At 63.9% G+C, this 20,719-nt stretch carries 24 protein-coding genes; 13 read left to right on the forward strand and 11 right to left on the reverse strand.

Going from position 1 to position 20,719, the window contains the following annotated elements; translation table 11 throughout:
- Nucleotides 1-69: 69 nt before the first annotated feature.
- From ACEWQZ_RS06390 to ACEWQZ_RS06420, 7 genes are all read left to right on the forward strand, one after another.
- Nucleotides 70-1,866: an ABC transporter substrate-binding protein gene (locus ACEWQZ_RS06390; RefSeq protein WP_476482243.1), complete on the forward strand. Its 1,797-nt coding sequence runs from the start codon at nucleotides 70-72 to the stop codon at nucleotides 1,864-1,866.
- A 32-nt stretch (nucleotides 1,867-1,898) separates the two neighbouring features.
- The gene (locus ACEWQZ_RS06395; protein WP_476482244.1) at nucleotides 1,899-2,825 is read left to right on the forward strand and encodes an ABC transporter permease; all 927 of its coding nucleotides are present in this window, start codon (nucleotides 1,899-1,901) and stop codon (nucleotides 2,823-2,825) included.
- Nucleotides 2,822-3,715, forward strand: coding sequence for an ABC transporter permease (locus tag ACEWQZ_RS06400; protein ID WP_476482245.1), 894 nt, complete (start codon nucleotides 2,822-2,824; stop codon nucleotides 3,713-3,715). The genes ACEWQZ_RS06395 and ACEWQZ_RS06400 overlap by 4 nt, the downstream gene beginning before the upstream one ends.
- Before the next feature lie 9 nt (nucleotides 3,716-3,724).
- Nucleotides 3,725-4,225 carry a hypothetical protein gene (locus ACEWQZ_RS06405; protein WP_476482246.1) on the forward strand — a complete coding sequence of 167 codons (501 nt, stop codon included), beginning with the start codon at nucleotides 3,725-3,727 and terminating at the stop codon, nucleotides 4,223-4,225.
- A gap of 14 nt (nucleotides 4,226-4,239) precedes the next feature.
- The gene (locus ACEWQZ_RS06410) at nucleotides 4,240-5,271 is read left to right on the forward strand and encodes an FAD:protein FMN transferase (protein ID WP_476482247.1); all 1,032 of its coding nucleotides are present in this window, start codon (nucleotides 4,240-4,242) and stop codon (nucleotides 5,269-5,271) included.
- A gap of 80 nt (nucleotides 5,272-5,351) precedes the next feature.
- The gene (locus ACEWQZ_RS06415) at nucleotides 5,352-5,726 is read left to right on the forward strand and encodes an MAPEG family protein (RefSeq protein WP_476482248.1); all 375 of its coding nucleotides are present in this window, start codon (nucleotides 5,352-5,354) and stop codon (nucleotides 5,724-5,726) included.
- Nucleotides 5,727-5,824: 98 nt separating this feature from the next.
- Nucleotides 5,825-6,391, forward strand: a complete 567-nt coding sequence (locus ACEWQZ_RS06420; protein WP_476482249.1) for a YkvA family protein — start codon at nucleotides 5,825-5,827, stop codon at nucleotides 6,389-6,391.
- Here ACEWQZ_RS06420 and ACEWQZ_RS06425 read toward each other — a convergent pair.
- Complete coding sequence (locus tag ACEWQZ_RS06425; protein WP_476482250.1) at nucleotides 6,371-6,868, reverse strand: GNAT family N-acetyltransferase; 498 nt, start codon at nucleotides 6,866-6,868, stop codon at nucleotides 6,371-6,373. The genes ACEWQZ_RS06420 and ACEWQZ_RS06425 overlap by 21 nt on opposite strands.
- On the opposite strand from ACEWQZ_RS06425, the gene ACEWQZ_RS06430 reads away from it, so the two are divergent.
- Both ACEWQZ_RS06430 and ACEWQZ_RS06435 read left to right on the forward strand, forming a co-directional pair.
- Nucleotides 6,867-7,958, forward strand: a complete 1,092-nt coding sequence (locus ACEWQZ_RS06430) for a hypothetical protein (RefSeq protein ID WP_476482251.1) — start codon at nucleotides 6,867-6,869, stop codon at nucleotides 7,956-7,958. The genes ACEWQZ_RS06425 and ACEWQZ_RS06430 overlap by 2 nt on opposite strands.
- Nucleotides 7,955-8,314, forward strand: a complete 360-nt coding sequence (locus ACEWQZ_RS06435; RefSeq protein WP_476482252.1) for an SET domain-containing protein — start codon at nucleotides 7,955-7,957, stop codon at nucleotides 8,312-8,314. Before ACEWQZ_RS06430 ends, ACEWQZ_RS06435 begins: the two co-directional genes overlap by 4 nt.
- Nucleotides 8,315-8,326: 12 nt before the next feature.
- Here ACEWQZ_RS06435 and ACEWQZ_RS06440 read toward each other — a convergent pair whose 3' ends face one another.
- Entirely contained in the window at nucleotides 8,327-8,809 is a 483-nt protein-coding gene (locus ACEWQZ_RS06440; protein WP_476482253.1) for a YajQ family cyclic di-GMP-binding protein, read from the reverse strand.
- Nucleotides 8,810-9,063: 254 nt separating this feature from the next.
- On the opposite strand from ACEWQZ_RS06440, the gene ACEWQZ_RS06445 reads away from it, so the two are divergent.
- Nucleotides 9,064-9,579, forward strand: a complete 516-nt coding sequence (locus ACEWQZ_RS06445; protein WP_476482254.1) for a gamma-glutamylcyclotransferase — start codon at nucleotides 9,064-9,066, stop codon at nucleotides 9,577-9,579.
- Nucleotides 9,580-9,671: 92 nt separating this feature from the next.
- The gene (locus ACEWQZ_RS06450) at nucleotides 9,672-9,809 is read left to right on the forward strand and encodes a DUF3096 domain-containing protein (protein WP_476482255.1); all 138 of its coding nucleotides are present in this window, start codon (nucleotides 9,672-9,674) and stop codon (nucleotides 9,807-9,809) included.
- Nucleotides 9,810-9,850: 41 nt separating this feature from the next.
- On the opposite strand, the gene ACEWQZ_RS06455 is transcribed toward ACEWQZ_RS06450, so the two are convergent.
- Nucleotides 9,851-11,728 (reverse strand): ATP-binding cassette domain-containing protein, encoded by a 1,878-nt coding sequence (locus tag ACEWQZ_RS06455; RefSeq protein WP_476482256.1) that lies wholly within the window; start codon nucleotides 11,726-11,728, stop codon nucleotides 9,851-9,853.
- Nucleotides 11,729-11,911: 183 nt separating this feature from the next.
- Here ACEWQZ_RS06455 and ACEWQZ_RS06460 point away from each other — a divergent pair, with 183 nt between their 5' ends.
- Nucleotides 11,912-12,388 (forward strand): NfeD family protein, encoded by a 477-nt coding sequence (locus ACEWQZ_RS06460; protein ID WP_476482257.1) that lies wholly within the window; start codon nucleotides 11,912-11,914, stop codon nucleotides 12,386-12,388.
- A gap of 37 nt (nucleotides 12,389-12,425) precedes the next feature.
- Nucleotides 12,426-13,358: an SPFH domain-containing protein gene (locus ACEWQZ_RS06465; protein ID WP_476482258.1), complete on the forward strand. Its 933-nt coding sequence runs from the start codon at nucleotides 12,426-12,428 to the stop codon at nucleotides 13,356-13,358.
- A gap of 72 nt (nucleotides 13,359-13,430) precedes the next feature.
- Here ACEWQZ_RS06465 and cysQ read toward each other — a convergent pair whose 3' ends face one another.
- From cysQ to tolR, 8 genes are all read right to left on the reverse strand, one after another.
- Nucleotides 13,431-14,237: a 3'(2'),5'-bisphosphate nucleotidase CysQ gene (gene cysQ, locus ACEWQZ_RS06470; protein ID WP_476482259.1), complete on the reverse strand. Its 807-nt coding sequence runs from the start codon at nucleotides 14,235-14,237 to the stop codon at nucleotides 13,431-13,433.
- A complete protein-coding gene (locus tag ACEWQZ_RS06475) occupies nucleotides 14,224-14,409 on the reverse strand; it encodes a hypothetical protein (RefSeq protein WP_476482260.1) in 186 nt (61 codons plus the stop codon). The genes cysQ and ACEWQZ_RS06475 overlap by 14 nt, the downstream gene beginning before the upstream one ends.
- A gap of 97 nt (nucleotides 14,410-14,506) precedes the next feature.
- Nucleotides 14,507-15,367 carry a UTP--glucose-1-phosphate uridylyltransferase GalU gene (galU, locus tag ACEWQZ_RS06480; RefSeq protein WP_476482261.1) on the reverse strand — a complete coding sequence of 287 codons (861 nt, stop codon included), beginning with the start codon at nucleotides 15,365-15,367 and terminating at the stop codon, nucleotides 14,507-14,509.
- A 997-nt stretch (nucleotides 15,368-16,364) separates the two neighbouring features.
- A complete protein-coding gene (gene ybgF, locus ACEWQZ_RS06485; protein ID WP_476482262.1) occupies nucleotides 16,365-17,213 on the reverse strand; it encodes a tol-pal system protein YbgF in 849 nt (282 codons plus the stop codon).
- 5 nt (nucleotides 17,214-17,218) lie between these two features.
- Complete coding sequence (gene pal, locus ACEWQZ_RS06490; protein ID WP_476482263.1) at nucleotides 17,219-17,749, reverse strand: peptidoglycan-associated lipoprotein Pal; 531 nt, start codon at nucleotides 17,747-17,749, stop codon at nucleotides 17,219-17,221.
- A 53-nt stretch (nucleotides 17,750-17,802) separates the two neighbouring features.
- Entirely contained in the window at nucleotides 17,803-19,086 is a 1,284-nt protein-coding gene (gene tolB / locus ACEWQZ_RS06495) for a Tol-Pal system beta propeller repeat protein TolB (protein ID WP_476482264.1), read from the reverse strand.
- Between the two features lie 28 nt (nucleotides 19,087-19,114).
- Nucleotides 19,115-20,095 carry a cell envelope integrity protein TolA gene (tolA, locus tag ACEWQZ_RS06500; RefSeq protein ID WP_476482265.1) on the reverse strand — a complete coding sequence of 327 codons (981 nt, stop codon included), beginning with the start codon at nucleotides 20,093-20,095 and terminating at the stop codon, nucleotides 19,115-19,117.
- A 175-nt stretch (nucleotides 20,096-20,270) separates the two neighbouring features.
- Nucleotides 20,271-20,714, reverse strand: coding sequence for a protein TolR (gene tolR, locus ACEWQZ_RS06505; RefSeq protein WP_476482266.1), 444 nt, complete (start codon nucleotides 20,712-20,714; stop codon nucleotides 20,271-20,273).
- Nucleotides 20,715-20,719: the final 5 nt, after the last annotated feature.

Below are 20,719 nucleotides of genomic sequence, written 5' to 3' on the forward strand. Positions count from 1 at the left end.
CAGCCGGCCCGGCGTTCGGGTGCAGCGGCTGCCACCAGGCCATTTGGGAAAACCACTCAGGACCGCTCGATGCCATTCATTCGTCTGGCCATATTGCTACTTGCCGTCATCCTGGCCGGCGGCTGCCAGCCAGCCGGCCAGGACGATCAGCCCCCGGCAAAAATCTATCGCCATGCAATCGACGGCGCGCCGAGTTCACTGGATCCGGCCCACGCCGACAACGTCTATGCCGCCACGCTGGCCAGCAATCTTTTCGACACGCTATATCGCTACAAATATCTCCAGCGGCCCTATCAGCTCACGCCCAACCTGGCCCGGGATCTGCCCGAAATCTCCGCTGATGGCCTGACCTACCGCATTCACCTGCGAACTGATGTGCGATTCATTGATGACCCGGCCTTTCCTCAGGGGCAAGGGCGTGCGGTGATCGCCGAGGACGTCGTCTATTCGCTCAAGCGTCACTTTCTGGCGGTCACGCGTTCACGCGGGGACTGGCTGTGGCGCGACCGCATTGTCGGCCTCGATGGGAAACGAGCACTGAGCAGCCCGGACCAGCTCGTGCCCGGTCTGCGAACGGAGGGACGCCACACTGTCGTCATCGAGCTGACACGCCCCTACCCACAGTTCACCCACACGCTGGCCACTGCACTGGCGGCGATCGTGCCGCGCGAGGCCGTGGAACACTACGGAGAAGCTTTCGGCACGCACCCGGTGGGCTCGGGTCCGTTCAAACTGGAACGCTTTGATGAATCCATGGCGGTGCTGCAGCCCAACCCGCACTTTGACCGCGGTGCAGTCGACCTGGCAGCTGAAGGCCATGATCCCGAACGCCACGCCGCATATGATCTGGAAGCGATCGATGGCCGTGACTACCCACTACTCGACCGCCTGGAGATTCACTTCATTACCGAGCCGACAACCCGTTGGAGCAGCTTTCGTTCAAGCCGCGGCGTGGATCTGGTCATGGTGCCGCCGGAAATGGCCGAGCGTGTACTCGACAGCCGCAGCCCGCCCCGGTTTCGACCCGATCTGCGCAAGCGCTATTACAGTAGCGCCACGCCGGAGGCCGGCTTCGTGTTCTACGGGTTCAACCTGGGCAACCCGGCCATCGGTTATCACCCCGACCCCGAGCGCCAGCGCCGCAACCGCGAGCTGCGCTGCGCCATGCGTGAGGCCTTCGACTGGTCGGCGCGCAACGAAACCTTCTATCACGGCCTGGGCGAAACCTTTCCGGGCGTGATTCCGCCGCTGCTGGCTGCGCATGACCCCGTAGCCAGACGTGACTCTCTGGCCCACCATCCGGAACGGGCACGCAAACGTCTGCAGTCGTCCGGCTGGCAAGATGAGGCGTTGCCGGAGCTCGTTTACGGGCTGGAATCAAGCATCCAGCAGCGCCAGATGTTCGAACAGTTCCGGGGCTGGATGCAGGCTGTCGGCATCCCCGGCAATCATTTCAGACCACGGAGCTTCGCCAGCTTTGGCGAGTACGCACGAGCCATCGGCGGCCGCCAGCTCGATCTTTTCCTGATGGGCTGGACGCTTGCTTATCCGGATGCGCAATATGCACTGCAGCTGTTCTATGGCCCCAATGCCGCTCCCGGCGCCAACAGCAGCAACTACAACAACCCCGAATACGACCGCCTGTTCGAAAAGGCCGCCACCCTGCCGGCCGGAGACGATCGCCGGGCGCTTTACAGGCGCATGAACCGCATGATCATCGACGATTGCGCCATCATCGGGTCACTTTCGCGCACCCGCCTTCACCTGTGGAAGCGCCACGTGCGGATGCTGCCGGATCGGGAAATCCTGGGCGGTTATTTCCTGCGCTTTGTCGATGTCGATGTCGACGCTGACGTCGACCATTGACGATGCCGCCCGAAACGCCGGGAAGGACCCTCGTGCGGCGGCTGGCCAGCGGCGTCACGCTGCTTCTCGGCGTTACTCTGCTGAGCTTTACCCTGGTCGTGTATTTCGGACCAGACCCGGCCTGGGAGCAGCTGGGGCGCAACCCCACCGCTGAACAGATTGCCCAGGTCCGCCACCAGCTCGGGCAGGATCGCTCTTTCCTGTTGCGCTACGCGGATTACCTCGGCCAACTGGTACGACTGGACCTCGGCCACAGCTTTGCCAGTGGCGAACCGGTCGGCCATCTCCTGCTTCGAACCGCTGTGGTATCCATCCTGCTGCTGCTGCCGGGATTCGTTGTCGGCATCGTGCTTGCCCTGCTGCTGGCACTGGTGGCCGCCTGGCGCCCCGGCAGCATCCTTGATCGCTTTTGCGCGCTGCTGGCTGCCGCCGGAATGAGCCTGTCGCTGGTCATCATCGTCATAGGCATGCAGGCCATTTTCGGCGTCTGGCTGGACTGGTTTCCGGTTCGCGGCTGGCGTGTGCATGGCCCGCTGAGCTATCTCCATCATGTCACTGTGCCCAGCCTGAGCCTGATTGCCGCCAGCCTGGGATACAACCTGCGTTTTTTCCATGCCATCTTCCGGCAGACGCTGACCGAGGCTCCGGTGCGCACCGCCCTGGCCTGCGGTCTGCCTGCCCGACGCATCTTCAGCGGCTTTGTGCTGCGGGCCGCCGCCCCACCGATCCTTACCCGCATTCTTGTCGCCGCGCCCCTGATCCTGATCTCGGGAAGCCTGATCATCGAGACTCACTTCGGCATACCAGGCCTTGGGAGCCTGACCTGGAAAGCGATGATGTCGGGTGACCAGCCAGTGCTCATGGCCGTGGTCAGCCTGTCGGCAATTCTGTTTGTGCTGGCTCTGGTAGCCACCGATACGCTGACCGGCCTGCTCGACCCAAGGGTTCGGGCAGCATGAACGCCGTGCGCAGCATGACGCGCAACCCAATAAGCGGCGAGCGCCTTGCCGTTGCTGTTGCTCTCGTCATTGTCACCGGCTACCTGCTGCTTGCTGCCGGCGTATGGCTGGGGTTGTGGGGCGGCAATTGGGCCGCCATCAGCGGCAACATGTACGAGCCGCCTTCTGCGCAGCACTGGCTGGGCACCAACCGGCTGGGCCAGGACCTGCTCGAACGCCTGCTCGCCGGTGCAGCGACCGCATTCCGGGTCGGTATCTCGGTGGCGATCGTCAGCGTCACCTCAGGTGCGGTGCTCGGTGGCCTGGCCGGATACGCCCGCAGCCGCCTGATCGACGAGGCGGTGACCTGGCTGATCGGCACCGTCGATGCGGTGCCCTTCTACCTGTTCGTTGTCGCCATGGCCCATGCCATGCAAGGCTGGCCCGGCGCCGTGTATCTGGCCATGGTGATGAGTTTCTGGACGTTGACAGCCCGCCTGGTGCGCACCGAAACCCGCAGACTGCGGCAGCGCGAATTCGTTCTGGCCGCACGGGCAAGCGGGCTCAGGCCTGCCCGAGTACTGTTCCGGCACGTGCTGCCCCACCTGACGCCGCTGCTGCTGGTGCAGCTGTCCCTGGTCTTCGTTGCCGCCATCAAGGCCGAAGTGGTACTCAGTTTTCTCGGTCTGGGGCTGCAGGATCACATCAGCTGGGGCATCATGATTGCGGAGGCTTCCCAGGAGATCCTGGCCGGCCATTACATGAATTTCATTGCCGCCTCAGTGGCGCTGTTCCTCCTGGTCGGGTCGGTCAACCGCCTGGTCGACCGGTTTGAACAGACACTGGATCCGAAACAGCGACACAGACCGGACAAGCGGCTGCGCGGACACGCCAGGGACCATCATCGCTAAGGGACATCCATGAGCCGACCATTGCAAGCACCCGCACCGCACAGGACGCCATATCTACGCGGCCTGCAGCTGGCACTGCTTTCCCTGATTGTGTGCGCCTGTACCGGCGGGGTGCGCGAAATCAAGGGCGAAGCGCCGCTGGTGTCACTCGGCCGGCTCGAGCTGCAAGCCGAACGCCTCACGCTCGACCTGGCGATCCGCAACCTCAACGACCAATCATTCGAGCTGAGCGCGGTCTCGCTGAAGGTTCTGCTCGATGAAGACCCTCTGGCCCGCGGCCGGCACGAAATCCCTCTGCACGTTTCAGCGCGCGGGCGCGAAGTGCTGCACCTTCCCATGACCGCCACCCGAGCCGGCCTGGAGCGGCTCGAGCAGCTGGCCGCCGGCGAAGTGCAACAGCTGCCGTGGTCGCTGGAAGCCACACTGTTTTTCGTCGACGCGCGCGAGCACAAGACCATGACGACAGGCTGGCTGCATCGCGTGCCCGGGCAGCCCGGGCGGTTCCGCTAGCGCCGGTAACTCCGTTGCGCACCGCTCTTGCCCTGCTGACGTTGGCCGGCCTGCTGCTGGCATGCAGCCGACCACCCGAGCTGGTGCAGCATCACCTGGCGGTTTTCGGCACCGAGGTCAGCATAACGCTCCCGGCAGATCAGGACTCCGGGCCGGCCGTCGCCCGTGTGGATCGTGAGCTACAGCGCATGCATCGCGACTGGCACGCCTGGGAGCCCGGGCAGCTCGTGCAGATCAATCAGGCCATTGCCGCGGGCCGCTGCGCCGACCTGCCCGAAGACGTCGCCGCGGTGATCAAGAGGGCCGGCGAGCTCGAGCGTCGCTCCCGCGGCCTGTTCAACCCGGCAATCGGTCGACTGCTCGAACTGTGGGGGTTCCATGCCAGCGAACTGCCCCGCGGCCCGCCGCCGGCAGAAGCAGACATTGCCGACCTGGTATCGCGCGCACCGAGCATGCGCCAGCTGCACATTCGCGACGGCCGCCTGTGCAGCGACAATCGTGCGGTGCAGCTCGATTTCGGCGGCTATATCAAGGGCGTCGCCGTCGAGCGCGCGCTCAAGCTGCTGGCCGAATCCGGCCTCGAGCACGCCATCGTCAACGCCGGCGGCGACCTCGGCGTCATCGGGCGACGTGGTCGACGCTCATGGCAAGCGGCGGTGCAGCACCCCGACGGCCACAGCGGCCACCATGCTGCCGTGCTGGAAGTCCATGACGGCGAGTTCGTGTTCACCTCCGGCAACTATCGCCGCTACCGCCAGGGTGCCGGCATTCGCCACGGCCATATCATCGATCCGCGTGATGGTTACCCGGCCGATGCCGTCAGTTCGGTCAGCCTGATTGCCGAAGACGGCGGCCTGGCCGATGCGGCGGCCACCGCGCTGGCGGTGGCCGGCAATGGAGAATGGCGCGAAATTGCCGCGGCCCTCGGGATCGATCGGGTGATGCGAATCAAGGCCGACGGCAGCGTCGAGCTGACCCCGCAAATGGCCGCCCGAGTGCAGTGGCGTGAACGGCCGAACAGAATCAAGCGAATCTCGACGCGGTAATACGACAGCCTCAACGGCCTCGACGACGATACCGCCACGGCGGTTCATGTAGACTGAAGCACAATCTCGGGAGCCCGATCATGACCATAGCCTTCTGGTGCGTACTCATTGCCGGCCTGATGCCGCTGGTGCTCGCCGGCGTCGCCAAGGCCGGTGACCGGTCCTTCAACAACCGCCGCCCGCGCGACTGGTATCAGAACACCACCGGCTACAGAAAACGTGCCTGGTGGGCGCAGCAGAATACGCATGAGGCGTTACCGCTGTTTGCCGCCGCGGTGCTGATCGCCCACCTGGCCAATGGCACCCAGGCGGTGATCGATGCGCTGGCGGTGGGTTTCATCGCATTCCGACTGGCCTACGCCATTTGCTACCTGGCCGACATCCACCTGGCGCGTTCGTTGATGTGGCTGGGCGGCATGCTGTGCTGCATCGGCCTGTTCATTGCCGCAATTTGAAGCCCGCCGAAGCGCGGTTGCCATTGACTGCAAGCACCGCGCGCTCTAGGCTATGGCGTTCGGCCCACCGCTGTCGCAAGGAATCTTAGGGACCCCCCATGAGCCTCAGAATCACTCTCGATTTTTCCGAAAAGGACCTCGAACGCTTTCGCGATATGGCCAACAAGGCCGTGGAAAACACGCGAGCAACGAAACCTGAACAGATCATTGCTGCCGCGCGCCAACTTCTGGACGAAGCCTCGAGCCAGGGGCAGAGCAGTGAATTCGTTCGCAGCCGCCTGGACACGCTGCGGCTTCTCATCGACATGATCGAAGACGAAGGCTGGGGCATGAAAGAAGTGGGCCGCCAGCGCGTGCTGGCCGCTCTGAGCTACTTCAACAACCCCAAGGATCTGATTCCCGACAACATTCCCGGCCTGGGCTTTCTCGACGACGCCATCATGATCGAGCTGATGACCCGCGAGCTCAAGCCGGAGATCGACGCCTACCGTGACTTTGTGGCCTATCGAACCTCCGAGTCGGAGCGCCGCGGCATGGACCCCGACGAGCTCAATCGCGGCGACTATCTGCAGGCGCGCGAGCAGGCCCTGCTGGCACGCATGCGCCGACGCCGGCGGCGCAGTGGCGGCGGTGGCGGCCACAGATCACCCTTCTCGCTGTTCTGAGCCGGGGCGGCGAAGCATTTCAATGTGGGGAATGCCGTCCTCGAGATAAGGGGCGCTGACGGTTTCGAATCCCAGCCCGGAATAGAACGCCTCCAGATAGTGCTGGGCGGCAATTCGCACGGCCTGCCCACGAAAACGGCGATCGGTCAATTCGAGACAGCGCCGCATCAGGTCGCGGCCCAGACCACTGCGCCGCGCCGAGAGCATCGTCAGAACACGCCCGATCGACGGCTCGGCGAACGGCTTGCCCGGCGGCAGCACGCGAGCATAGGCCAGAATCGAGTCACCTGACCAGGCGCTGACATGTACACCGGCCGCGTCAAGCCCGTCGATGTCCTGATAGGGGCAGTCCTGCTCGACCACGAAAACCGCCATGCGCGCGGCCAGAATGGTATACATCCGGCTCAGCGCCAGCTCGTCAAAGGCTTCGGTCCGCCACACGATTTCGTCATTCATCGCCAGAGGCCATTCCGTCATGAGTGAAAGCGTGCATCATATCCGCCTGCTGGCCGGACTGGAAATCAAACCGGGCAGCGGCATGCAGCGATACCTGGAGCGCCACCAGGCCGAACTGCTGGCCGGCCACCTCGCCGCCGACCTGCAAAGCGTGGTCGCCGCCGTCGACCGGGCAATGCTGGTGCTCGGCGGCAGCCTGTTCGAACCATTCGAGGTGATCCGGCCCGGCTTTCCCGTCTGGCAGGCGCTGGAAGAACTGGCCGCGACGACGCTGCGCGAACGCGGCTTCGAGCCGCGTATTCTCGCCATCGGCGCCTATCGGGGCAGGATGCCACACACCGCACTGCAGCCCCCGGGCCAGCCACCTCAGGGACAATTCCTTGTCCTGCCCATGACCCTGATCTGCAGCGAAGACGATGCGCAGGAGCTGCGCAACGCGCTGGAGGCGGAGCTGTTCGAGCGCGCCGGCATCGATCCGCCGGCGCGCGCGCTACTCAGCGAGGCCTGCGGCGTGGAAACCGTGCACGGCCAGCTACTGACCCTGGCCGACCTGATTGCGCTGCAGCATGTCCAGCTCGACAGCGTCGGACTGGGCGGCTTCTGGCCGGTGGTCGAGCAGATTCTGGTCGACGACACCCGGGCAAAGGCCCACACGCTGCCGGCCGAACTCGAAGCCCGCTGGGAGCCGGAATCTGCCAGCGTGAACATCACCTTCATCAGCTTCGATCAGTACGCCGGCGAGCTCAGCGACTACACCCTGTGGCTGCGCTCGTTGCGCACCCTCACCACGCTGCTCGACACCCATGGCGTCGACTGGCGCGCCATGGCCGAAGCACCGGTGGTGTTCGACCCCGACGGCCCCAGCATGATCGAGTCGGCCGGCCCCAGCCAGCACCCCGACGGCATCACCGCCCACCGGCACCCCGATATCGGCCTGCTGGCCTGGACCGTGGTCGAGGACGGCCGCATGATGCACATCTACCCCCTGCGACCGCAGGCGGCCGAACGCATCAGGCAAGACATGACAGCACGCGGTCTGCCGCGCTTCGATCAACAGCAGCAAATCCACTTCGACCCGGAGAACGGTCGCCTGCGACCCGCCAGCGAATGAGTACAAAAGAATACAACGACGATTACGACAACAATTACGACAACAATCGCCTGGCCTATGTGGCGCCCTCACCGATTCACGGTCACGGGCTGTTCGCGCGTCGGCGCATCGACGCAGACGAATACATCGGCACCTACGTCGGCCCAGCCACCCGCGATAACGGCATGCACGTGCTCTGGGTCTGGAATGAGGACAGCAACGACTGGGAAGGCATCGACGGCGTCAATGAAATGCGCTTTCTCAACCATGCCGCCGAACCCAACGCCGACTGGTGGGGCGATGAGCTCTATGCGCTCAAGACCATCGAAGCCGATGAAGAGATCACCTTCGACTATGGCTGGGACGAAGAGGAGTGAGCGCGCAAACGCTCAATCGCGCAGGTTCTTGAACTGCAGCGGCAGGCCGAGCTCGGCCTCGCGCAGCAGCGTCATCACCGCCTGCAGATCATCCCGCTTCTTGCCGGTCACGCGAAGCTGGTCACCCTGAATGCTCGTTTGCACCTTGAGCTTCGACTGTTTGACGAGTTTGACCATCTTCTTTGCCATTGCCGTATCGATGCCCTCGACGAGGGTCACGTGACGGCTCGCACTCTTCGCACCGATTTCCGGCTCGTCGGCCTCGACACCATCCAGATCGATGCCTCGCCTGGAAAGCTTTGCGTAGAGCATGTCGAGCATCTGGCCAAGCTGCAGCTCGGACTCGGTCTTGAGCGTGACCCGATTGCCGTCGAGTTCGAACACCGAATCCGTGCCCTTGAAATCAAAGCGGGTGGCAACTTCACGGTTGGCCTGGTCAACGGCATTGGCCAGCTCGTGATGATCAACCTCGGAGACGATATCGAAAGACGGCATGATGACGGTTCTTCTTTGTGGAAAAGGCCATCATACGATCAAAACGCAGCGCACTGCAGCGCCGTGTGCACAGCGGTTACGGCAACTGCATCGCACCTCTCCGCTATACTCTTGCATGGTGCAAACGCTGATCAACACCCTGCCGAACCATTGATGGACTCGTCAATCATGCTCGAGCCGCCTGCGCGAACCGTCGCCCGGCACAGGCTTGGGGGTATCGCTGCTGACAGCATGGACTCGACCGGAGATTCGCCATGACGGACTGGGTTTTTGGCTACGGTTCGCTGATCTACAAGGTGGATTTTCCCTGGCTGGAGCGCCAGCCGGCAGAAATCTCGGGATGGACCCGACGCTTCTGGCAAGGCTCGCACGACCACCGGGGAACGCCCGACGCGCCGGGCCGGGTAGTAACTCTGGTGCCGGCTGCCGGCGAGATCTGCCGCGGCATGGCCTACCGCGTTGAACACCGGGTCTTCGAGCATCTCGATCATCGCGAGAAGAACGGCTACGAGCGTCACCGCGTGGAGATCAGCCTGCTCGACAGCGCGCGAACAGTGGCCGGCAACCTCTACGTCGCCGCCGATGACAACCCGGCTTTTCTCGGCCCCGACGAGCCGGAAAAGATGGCGGCACATATCCTCGGCGCGCGCGGCCCCAGCGGCGACAATCTCGAGTACCTGCTGCAGCTGGCCCACGCACTCAGAGAGCTCGGCGAACAGGACGAGCACGTCTTCGATCTGGAACAGCGCGTCAGCGCCCTGCGCGGCTGAGCTGGCGAACGCGGTGCCCCGCAGCCGCCCGTCATTGCCGGCCCGGTTCTGATAGGCTCGGTGAACAAATTCAAAGCAAAGGTTTTCCTGCCATGACCATCCACCTTGAACTGATCCCCGTCCTGTCGCTGGTCGCCGGCATTGCCATCCTGATCGTGCCCAAGCTGCTCAATCTGATCGTGGCAATCTATCTGATCGTGATCGGCATCGTCGGCATTTTCGGCATCTGAACCGGCGGGACGCTCACCATGATCCGGGCCGGTAACGCAGATCATCCGGCCCGGCTTTCCAGCTCCTCCCAGCGGCTGTAGGCGGCATCCAGCTCGGCCTGCACCGCTTCCACCTCAGCGGTATGGCCAGTGATGGCCTCGGCGTCCTGGCGATAGAATTCAGGGTCATTCATGCGCTCGGTCAGGTCGGCCATCCGCGCTTCCAGCGATTCGACCTTCTCCGGCAAGTGCTCGAGTTCGCGAGCCAGCTTGTAGCTGAGCCTGGCCGGCTTGCTCTTTTTCGGCTCCGGCCTGGCTACGGCCGGCGGGGCTGGCTTGTCCTGCGCAGTCGTTGTCGGTTCGGGGCGCCGCTGTCTGAGCCAGTCGCTGTAGCCGCCGACATACTCGCCCACCCGGCCGGCGCCTTCCAGCACGAAAGTGGCGGTCACCACGTTGTCGAGAAATTCACGGTCATGGCTGACCAGCAGCAGCGTGCCGGTATAGTCGGCGACCAGCTCTTCGAGCAGCTCGAGGGTCTCGGCGTCGAGGTCATTGGTCGGCTCGTCCATGACCAGCAGATTCGACGGACGGGCGAACAGGCGGGCCAGCAGCAAGCGGTTGCGCTCGCCTCCGGACAGCTTGCTGATCGGCGAGCGCGCCCGCTCGGGCGTGAACAGGAAGTCCTGCAGATACCCGATGACGTGCTTCTGCCGGCCGTTGATTTCGACAAACTCGCGGCCGTCGGCCACGTTTTCGGCCGCCGACCAGTCGTCGCGCAGCACTGAACGGTGCTGATCGAAGTACGCAATTTCCAGATTGGTGCCGTGGGTGACGCTGCCCGAGTGGGGCTCGAGCTGACCGAGAAGCAGCTTGAGCAGGGTCGACTTGCCGCTGCCGTTGGGCCCGATCAGGCCGATGCGATCACCGCGGAACACGGTCGTCGAAAACTCGCGAACCATCGGTCGGCCCTCCCAGGCAAACGAAACGCCTTTGGCCTCGATGACCTTGCGCCCGGACTGGCCCGCGCTGGCGGCCTGCATCTGGATGCTTCCCTGGCGCTCGCGGCGCTGCAACCGCTCGCGGCGCATCTTTTCCAGCGCGCGCACGCGGCCCTCGTTGCGCGTGCGGCGCGCCTTGATGCCCTGACGTATCCAGACCTCTTCCTCGGCCAGCTTCTTGTCGAAGCGCTGGTTTTCCAGCGCTTCGGCATGAGCGCGCTCGTCCGCCCGTCGCAGGTAATTCCGCCAGTCGCCCGGCCACGAGGTGACCTGACCGCGATCGATTTCCACGATGCGAGTAGCCAGCGTCTGCAGGAAGCGGCGATCATGGGTGACGAAGACCACGCTGCCGGGGAATTCCCTCAGAAACGTTTCCAGCCACTCGATCGATTCGATATCGAGATGGTTGGTGGGCTCGTCGAGCAACAGCACGTCGGGCCGCTGCACCAGCGCACGGCCCAGCAGCACACGACGCTTCATGCCGCCCGACAGCTGTGCAAATGCAGCCCCGCCATCGAGCCCGAGCTGGTCCAGCACGCGCTCGACCCGCCCGTCCATGTCCCAGCCCCCGGTGGCATCGAGCCGCGCCTGCACGCGCGCCAGCGCGTCCGGGTTGAAATCGCCGCGGCTGATACGGTGGAATTCGGCCAGCAGATCGCCGATATCCCCGAGCCCCTGGGCCACCTGGTCGAAGACGCTGCCTTCGGCTTGATCGGGCACATCCTGCTGCAAGGCTGCCACGCGCGCGCCATCGGCGACGATGACCTCGCCGTCATCGGGCTCGATGGTGCCGGCAATCAGCTTGAGCAGCGTGGATTTTCCCGCGCCGTTGCGGCCCACCAGAGCGATGCGCTCGTTCGGTTCGATATCGAACGCCACATTTTCCAGCAGCAGCGGGCCACCGATGCTGAAATCGAGCTTGCGGATTGAAATCAGGGGCATGGGGGATCGGGCCTGGCGGCCCAAGCATCAAGGGAAACAATGATTGTAAGGAATATCCGCGCCGCTGCGTGAGCGGATAATCCCGGCGGCCACAGAACAGGCGCGTCGGGGCCTGTGATCGGAGTTCAGGCTATAATCCGGTGTCGCCCCGGGGCGGGCGTTACCGGCGAGAGGGAGCACCACATGATCGAGCAGTCCTGGTTCTGGCTGATTCTGGGGGCCCTGCTGGTCCTGTCCGAATTCTTCATGACCGGCATTGTCGCCATCTTTTTCGGCGCCGGCGCCATGCTTGTCGGCATCGCCACGGCCCTGGGCCTGCTCGCCAGCCTGCCCGAGCAGGTGATTACTTTCGCGGTGCTGTCGGTGGGCAGCCTGCTGTTCGCCCGCGAGCGCATCAAGGTGTGGTTTCGCGGCAACGTGTCCGATCGCTGGGACGGCGACCAGGACCTGATCGCATCGCGCGGCGAGCGCGTCACGGTCACGCGAAGCTTTGCCAACGGCGTGGGCCGGGTTCGGCTCAGCGGCGCCGACTGGAAGGCTGAATGCGAGGACGGCCAGTTGCAGGAGGGAGACACCGCCTGGATCATCGGCCATCGCGGCATCACGCTGCTGGTATCGGCCAGCCGCCCTGAATATCCACACGATCAGACAGCGAGCTGATCGGCTTCCCGCAAACCCCATTGCAGAGGGACCCACAATGGACTTCGCCACCGTTCTTTCCCTGATCATACTGCTGATCGTCATCATCGCGGTGGTCAAGACCGCCCAGATCGTGCCACAACGCTCGGCCTACGTGGTCGAACGCCTGGGCCGCTTCCACAGCGTGCTCGATGCCGGCTTTCATCTGATGATTCCATTCATCGACAAGGTCGCCTACAAGCACACGCTCAAGGAAGAGGCGATCGACGTGCCGCAGCAGGCCTGCGTGACCCGCGACAACATCCAGATCCACGTCGACGGTGTGGTCTACATGCAGGTGATCGACCCGCGCCTGGCCTCCTACGGCATCGAGGATTACCGCTATGCTGCCATTCAGCTTGCGCAGACCACGCTGCGCTCGGTGATCGGGCAGACCGAACTCGACAAGAGCTTCGAGGAGCGCGTGATCATCAATGAAAAGGTGGTCGAGGTACTGTCTGAAGCCTCCGAGCCCTGGGGCATCAAGGTGTTGCGCTATGAGGTAGCCGACATCACCCTGCCCGAAACCATCCGCGACGCACTGGAAAAGCAGATGCGCGCCGAGCGCGAACGGCGTGCGGTGGTGGCAGAGTCCGAAGGCGCGCGCGAGGCCAAGATCAACGTCTCCCAGGGCATGAAACAGGAGACCATCAACGTCTCCGAGGGCGACATGCAGAAACAGATCAACGAAGCCCGGGGGCGCTCGGAGGAGATCCGGCTGATTGCCGAGGCCACCGCCACCGGCCTGGAGCGCATCGCCACGGCGATCAACCAGCCCGGCGGCAGCGAGGCGGTCAGCCTGCGCATCGCCGAACAATACGTCGAGGAGTTCGGCAACCTGGCGCGAGAAACCAACACGCTGATCCTGCCGGCCGAGCTGTCGGACATCGGCGGCGTGGTCGCCGGCCTGGCCCGCACGCTTGATAAAAGCGTCAAATCAACCGCAGGCTGATGTCCGGCTCTTCCCGGCTTTGCATGGGTATCAAGCGCCATCGGACGCCGCCTGGCGCTCGCGCAGTCGCTGTCAGGCCCTTGGCGCGAACCACTCTTCGCGCGGCTCACGACAGACGATGAACCAGGGGTTGAGCAGTTCTTCGCGGGCGTTATAGGTAAGCGGCTCGCCGGTTTCGGCGTTGACCACCTGCGCGCCGGCGGCTTCGACCACCGCCTGGGCAGCACAGGTATCCCATTCGCAGGTCGGGCCCAACCGCGGATAGATGTCGGCCGCGCCGTCGGCCACCAGGCACAGCTTGAGCGAGCTGCCCATGGCCACGAACTCGGCGGCGCCCAGGCGGGCGACGAAGTCCTCCACCTCGCGGGTCTTGTGCGAACGACTGCCCACAACCTGCCAGGGGCGGTCGTACTGTTTCTGCCCGGCCGCGATCGCAACCGGCTCGCGATCATCGTCCTGGCGCCAGGCGCCGTCGTCAACGGACGCGAAGTACCAGCGATCCAGCGCCGGAGCGTAGACAACACCGAGCACCGGCTGATGGTTGCGCACCAGCGCCACGTTGACGGTGAACTCGCCGTTGCGCTTGATGAATTCACGCGTGCCGTCGAGCGGATCGACGACCCACAACTCCTGCCAGTGCCGGCGCTCGGACCATGGCGCCTGAGTCAGCTCCTCCGACAGAATCGGCGTATCGGGCGCAATCTTCTGCAAGTGCTCGACGAGGATGCGATTGGCAGCTAGGTCGGCTTCGGTCAGCGGACTCTTGTCGTCCTTGGCGATGACCTCGATTGCAGCCGGGTCGTCATAGACGGCCATGACCGCCTTGCCGGCTTCGGCCACGGCCTCGCGCACGCGAGGCAGCATTTCATTCAGTTGCATAATTTTCTCGAATAGTCGCTTGATTGAGTGCAGGGAAAGCCCGGGCAAAATCTTCAAAACGCAAAGCAGCAGAGACCGCGACGAAAAAAGATAAAGACCGCTCACCGCGAAAGACAAGGGATGGCACGGAATAAAAGAGCTGTTTCAGATAAGGATCGGCCTTTTTTTCCATCTCGTTCCGTGTGATTCCGTGTCTTCCGTGGTTTTGATGTTTTCCATTCTAACTTGGCGCTTTCCTTGCGTCCTTTGCCGCTTCGCTGCTTTGCGTTTCAACGGTCATCGAGCCAGGCGGAAAAGCTGTCTCCAAGCTCGGGGTGTTTGCGGCCCAGATCGACGGTGGCCTGCAAGAAGCCCAGCTTGGAGCCGCAGTCGTAGTGCCGGCCCTCGAACTGGTAGGCGTCGACTGCCCGCTCTTCAAGCAGCGCGGCAATGGCATCGGTGATCTGGATCTCGCCGCGATGATCCGGGGCGGTATGCTCCAGCAGCTCGAAAATGCGCGAGTGGAGAACATAACGCCCGACAATGGCCAGGTTCGAGGGCGCATCCGCCGGCTCGGGCTTTTCCACCATGCCGTGAATGCGGCCGCTGCGGCCGGTAAAGGGCTCGGTAGCGACCACGCCATAGGCGCGGGTCTTCTCGCGCTCCACTTCCTCGACGCTGACCACCGACGCGCCCGTCTCGGCGTGGTGGCGGGCAAGCTGGGCCAGCACCGGATCATTGCCGTTGTCGATCAGATCATCGGGGAGGATCAGCCCGAATGCGGCGCCCGGCACCAGGGATCGGGCGCACAGCACGGCATGGCCCAGACCCAGCGCCTGGCGCTGTCGGACATACAGGCACTCGACGCCTTCAGGCACGGTGGCCTGCGCCAGAGCCAGCAGTTCGTGCTTGTCGCGCTGCTCAAGCTCGGTTTCGAGCTCGAATGCGGTATCGAAATGATCGGCGATGGCGCTCTTGGTCCGCCCGGTGACAAACACCAGCCGGCGGGCGCCGGCCGCCACGGCTTCCTCTACCGCGTACTGAATCAGCGGCTTGTCCACCACCGGCAGCATCTCCTTGGGGATGGCCTTGGTGGCGGGCAAAAACCGCGTGCCGAGGCCGGCGACGGGGAAGACGACGGTTTCGATCATGGTGGATGTGCCCCAGGTTGCCACAAAACGGCCATGGTAGCCCATCCCGGATCAGGGGCAGGACAATAATGTTGCCTGACTGGTTGGCTGGTTGGCTGGTTGGCTGGTTCGGCGCGTACGGGTTGGCGGGGCGGCTGCGCCGCGATGCCGTCCGGGCGCTTTGTGCGTTGCAGTCTGGTGAGGTTGATGCTGCCGGGCGCTAGGGTGGCCTCGACAAGTCAAAGGCGTTCCGCCCGCCTGCTGCGCAGGCTGATGGCGGGTAACTTTTTTCCAGAGCAAAAAAGTAACCAAAAATTGCTCTTCAAAGTCAACGTCCCACGTTCGATTGTTTCAGGACTTACCTGCTGTGCGGGCTGGCCCCTTCGCGACGATACCTTCGCGAATACTCCGTCGGAGGATCTGGTGGCGCTAGCAGGAATGGGGCGATGCCGACATCAAAACGGCCCGGCTTCGATCCCTTGGCATTGGATTGCACGGCGGTCGCGCTTGGCTTGCTGGTTTCGAGGACGTCCGCTTCGCGATCTGCGGCAAGCTTCCAGCTCTACTGCCTCGGCTCCCCGCAGATGGCGCGCGCTGTGCGCGCGATGTAACTGATTTCGGGCGTAAGCCCATGATTTCTCCCATGGCCACTTTCGGAAGCCATCCAGGCCAACGCGCGACCAGCCGGGTATTCGCGAAGCCCGCCCACCGAAGGGGCCAGCCCCCCGCAGTCATCAATCTTCTGAGATAACCGAGCGTGGGATATTGACCTTCAAGCGCGCTTTTTCGTGCCTTTTTTCGCGCTGGAAAAAAGGTACCCGCCCAAAGTGCTTGCGAAGCAAGCCGGGCGGAACGCCTTTGACTTGTCGAGGCCACCCTGGCGCCCGGCAGCATCAACCTCACCAGGCCGCAACGCTGGAGGCGCTCGGATGGCATCGCGGTGAAGCTACTCCGCAAGTATCGGCAGATACCGAACCAGCTAACCAGTTGACCAATTAACTAACGCGCCAACCGCCGATCAGTAATGTCCGGCCAGGCGCATGTCGCGCAGGCGGCCTTCGGCCAGCCGTGAGAGCGTTGTGCCGGGGTGCTGGCTGCGCACCTGCTCGAGCGCGGCGCGGGCCTCGTTCCAGCGTTCGAGCTCGTAATGGCTGAAGCCGATCTTGAGCAGCGCATCGCCCTGCTTGCCGCTGTCAGGAAATTGCTCCAGCAGCTCTTCGAAATAGCTCAGCGCGGTCTGGAAATCGCGCGTGACGTAGTAGGTCTCGGCCAGCCAGTACAGCGCGTTGGGCGCGTAGGACGAGTCGGGATAGCGGTCGAGGAAGCTCGAAAAACCTTCGGCAGCATCAGCGTAACGCGTTTCGCGCAGGGCGCGGAAGGCGCGATCGTAAGCGCTCTTTTCTTCTGCGCTCACCGAAGCGAGATCGCGGGACGGGCCGGATGACGGCTTCGCCAGCGGGGTGACCTCGGGCTGAGCGTCAATCGGTGCCCGCACCTCGGGCTCATCACGGGCCGGCCGCTGCGGCGGCACGGACTCGCTGGCCGGTGCCACCGGCGCTCTGGAAGCGCTGCCGGACTCGTCTGCCGGGCGCTCGCTGCGGTCGTCGCGGGCAGGCGCCCTGTCCCCCTTTTCCAGCGCCTGCAGACGACGGTCGAGGTCCAGATACTGATCGCGCTGGCGGCGTCGAAGGTTCTCGATTTCGCGCTGCTGAGACTCGGTCTGGCCCCGGAGCTCACGCACTTCCTCGAGCAGCTCCTGAACCTGATAGACCGTGTCGCTGGCATCCTGCGCCTGGGCCGGCGCGGTGACGGCGGTCGGCACCAGGCCGACCGCCGCGATCATTGCTGCTGTGGTGAAGGTCTTCAACGCCATTACCGGGCCGTGTAGACGATCTCCACCCGGCGGTTGCGCTGCCAGCAATCTTCACTGCTTTCGCGGCAGACCGGGCGCTCTTCACCGTAGCTAACAACCTCGATCTGGCTTGAAGAGACGTTGTTGGCACGCAGCAGATCCTGTACGGAATTGCCGCGGCGCTCGCCCAGGCCAAGGTTGTACTCGCGTGAGCCGCGCTCGTCGGCATGGCCTTCGAGAATCACCCGCGCCGAAGAGTTGGAACGCAGGTACTCAGCGTGTGCTTCGATGATGGGGCGAAACTGCGAGCGCACGTTGGAGCGGTCAAACTCGAAATAGACAACGCGCTGGCTCAACAAGCTGTCGGCATTGTCGAGGTTGCGCGGGTCGGAAAAGTCACGCGGATCAAGGCGCTGGGTTTCCGGCTCGGGCGCTGGCTCGGCCGGCGGCGGCGGTTCGGGGGTTTCGGGTTCTTCCACCGTTTCCCTCGCGCAGGCGGCCAAAATGGCAGCCAGCATGACAAGGGCGATAAAACGCAGTGCAGTCTTCATGCTACCTCCTGGGGGATCAAACAGGCATTTTGTTGGGGCAAACTTCAGTCTTTTTATTGAATCATTGGCGACCAGGCCGGCTCTCGAACATCATCACCCTCGCTCAGAACCAGCCTCTGACGAACCCGACCATCGGCCGAAACGGCGGCCAGTTCGTTTCTGCCGTTTCGGCGGGCAGAATACAGAACCATGCTGCCGTTCGGCGCAAAACTCGGCGACTCGTCCAGCCGACCATCAGATAATACACGCAAACGCTCCGTTTCGCGATCATGGATTGCGATGCGGTAGTCATTGTTACCCTCGCTGTAGATAACCGCCAGGTAGCGTTCCTCCAGCCCCATGCTGGCGTGGGCGTTGTAGCGCCCTTCCCAGGTCACCCGCTCGGGGTCACCGCCGGCGGCATCCATGGCATAGATCTGCGGGCGGCCAGCACGGTCGGAGGTGAAATAGATACGCTGGCCGTCAGGCGACCAGACCGGCTCGGTATTGATCGACCAATGATGCGTCATCTGCTCGCTGCGGCCGGTTTCCAGGTCGATCACCCAGATTTCCGGGCTGCCGGTGCGCGACAGGCTGACCGCCAGCTTGCGGCCATCGGGGGAGAATGCCGGCGCACCGTTGATGCCGCGATCGGCGCTGACCACTCGGTTTTGTCCGGTATAAAGATCCTGCACGACGATCTGCGAGCGCCCCGTGGCAAAAGAAACATAAGCGAGCTTGCGTGCGTCCGGTGACCAGGTCGGCGACAGGATCGGTTCGCTGTTGCGTACCACCGTCTGGGGGCTGTGGCCGTCCGCATCGGCAACGACCAGCTCGAACAACTCGCTGCCGGCATCGTCCTCGCGCACGGCAACGTAGGCAATGCGCGTGGCAAAGGCGCCGGGCACGCCCAGCAGGGCTTCGTAGACGGCATCGGCCACGCGGTGGGCGCCAAAGCGCAAATCACCCAGGCCCACGGTCATGGCCCTGGAAAACAGGACGCTGCCGCTGTGCACGTCAAGCAGGTGGTATTCGATCTCATAGCCCATGCCGTCGTGGGTCTCGCGCACCGAACCGACCACCAGATGATCGACCTTGAGCAGGCGCCAGGTGCCAAACCGCACTTCCGTGGGTCGGGAGGGGCGGTTGACCATTTCCGCCTCGTCCATCGGGTCGAACAGCCCCGAACGATGAAGGTCGGCGCTGACGATGGCGGCCACGCCGTCTTCGGGCTCGGGCATCTCGGCGTTCCAGGCAAACGGCGCGACCGCAATCGGCATGGCACCCTCGACGCCGTCGACGATCTCGATGCGCAAATCCGCTGCCGCCGGCGAACTGGCCAGCAACAGCAGCAGCACGATGCCGGGGATTCCTCTCAGAAAGCCCTTAACCGTCGTAAACAAAAACAAATGTGATCTGGCGCTCGAATACATCTTCATATCCTTGGTAGGGCAGTTGGCCGACCCGCATCACCGCCGCGGTGATCGAGCGGCGCGTGGCCTGGTCGGCGTTGCAGGGAGAAACAATGCTTGCATCAATGATTTCACCGCCGGGAATCTGAACGACTCGAACCGAGCATTCTACGCCCGGATTGGCCGTTGGCGGTCGAATCCAGTTGCGCCGCACCAATTCACGAATGGTACCCACGTATTCCTCTCTGAGCGTGGCGCGCCGGGCATCGGCGGCGGCCCGCTCATCGGCCAGGCGGAGGCGCTCGGCCTCCTCCTCGGCTTGTTCCTGCTGGCGTTCACGCTCGCGCTCGTCGGCCAGCGCCTGCAGGCGACGCTCCTGTTCCTCGCGCTGGCGCTGAGCCTCTTCGCGCTGCCGCCGCAGTTCTTCGAGCTCGCGCTGGCGGGCCTCCTCGCGCTCGCGCCGCTGCTGCTCAAGGCGACGACGCTCACGCTCGGCCTCCTGACGCGCCTTTTCGTCTTCCTGGCGGCGGCGCTCGGCCTCTTCTTCGCGGCGGCGCTTTTCTTCGCGACGCTGCTGCTCAAGCTGCTCCTGGCGTCGTCTTTCAGCTTCTTCGGCCTGCTGCTGTTCTTCCTGGCGCTGGCGTTCGGCCTCTGCCTCCCGTTGGCGCTCGAGTTCGGCCTGACGCTCACGCTCGGCCCGCTCCGCCTGCTGCTGGCGTTCAAGCTCGGCCTGGCGCTGGCGCTCGGCTTCTTGCTGGGCGGCCTGCTCCTGCGCCCGATCGGGCTCGGCGACCGCGCCCTGATCGACCAGGGTCACGCGTACCGGCACCGGCCGGTGCTCGAACGGCTTCCAGTCCCAGGTCCCCACAATCAGGATCAGCACGAACCCCAGGTGCACAGCCACCGCCAGCCCGAGGGCGGACAGAAAGTCCTTGATTGCCTGCTTTCGCTGCAAGGAGAGCACGATTACCTGTCAACCCGAAGCCGTCGGCAAGCACATTTCGAATCCCGCAGGGCGCGAAGATCACGAAGAAGTGACAGGGAAAGAAAAGGATTCATGAATTCTTCGTGTCCTTCGTGGTGCATTTCAGAATCAGCAATCAACACGGGCGCCCTTGCGACCGGCGGAGTCAGTTCTGGTCCGGATTGTCCGGCTCCGGATCGCCGATCATGCCCACCGAGGCGACGCCGGCGCGCTGGAGCAGCACCATGGCGCGGTAGATGTGCTGATAATCGACCCGGCGATCGCCGCTGACGGTGACCTGCAGCTGCGGATTGCGGGCCACGATGGCGCCGACCGTATCGACCAGGGTTTCGCCATCGATCAGCTCGGGCGCGTCCCCGGTATCCAGATACATGTCGCCCGATTCGGTAACCGTCACCATCAGCGGATCGCCCTGATCGCTGATCGGATCGGCCGAACCGCTGGGCAGCTCGACTTCGACGCCCAGGTTCATCAGGGGGGCGGTAACCATGAAGATGATCAGCAACACCAGCATGACGTCGATATAGGGCACGACGTTGATTTCCGACATGTGCCTGCGGCGCCGGCGAATATACGGTGAGTCGGACATGGGCG

This window comes from Wenzhouxiangella sp. YN1 (assembly GCF_056324145.1).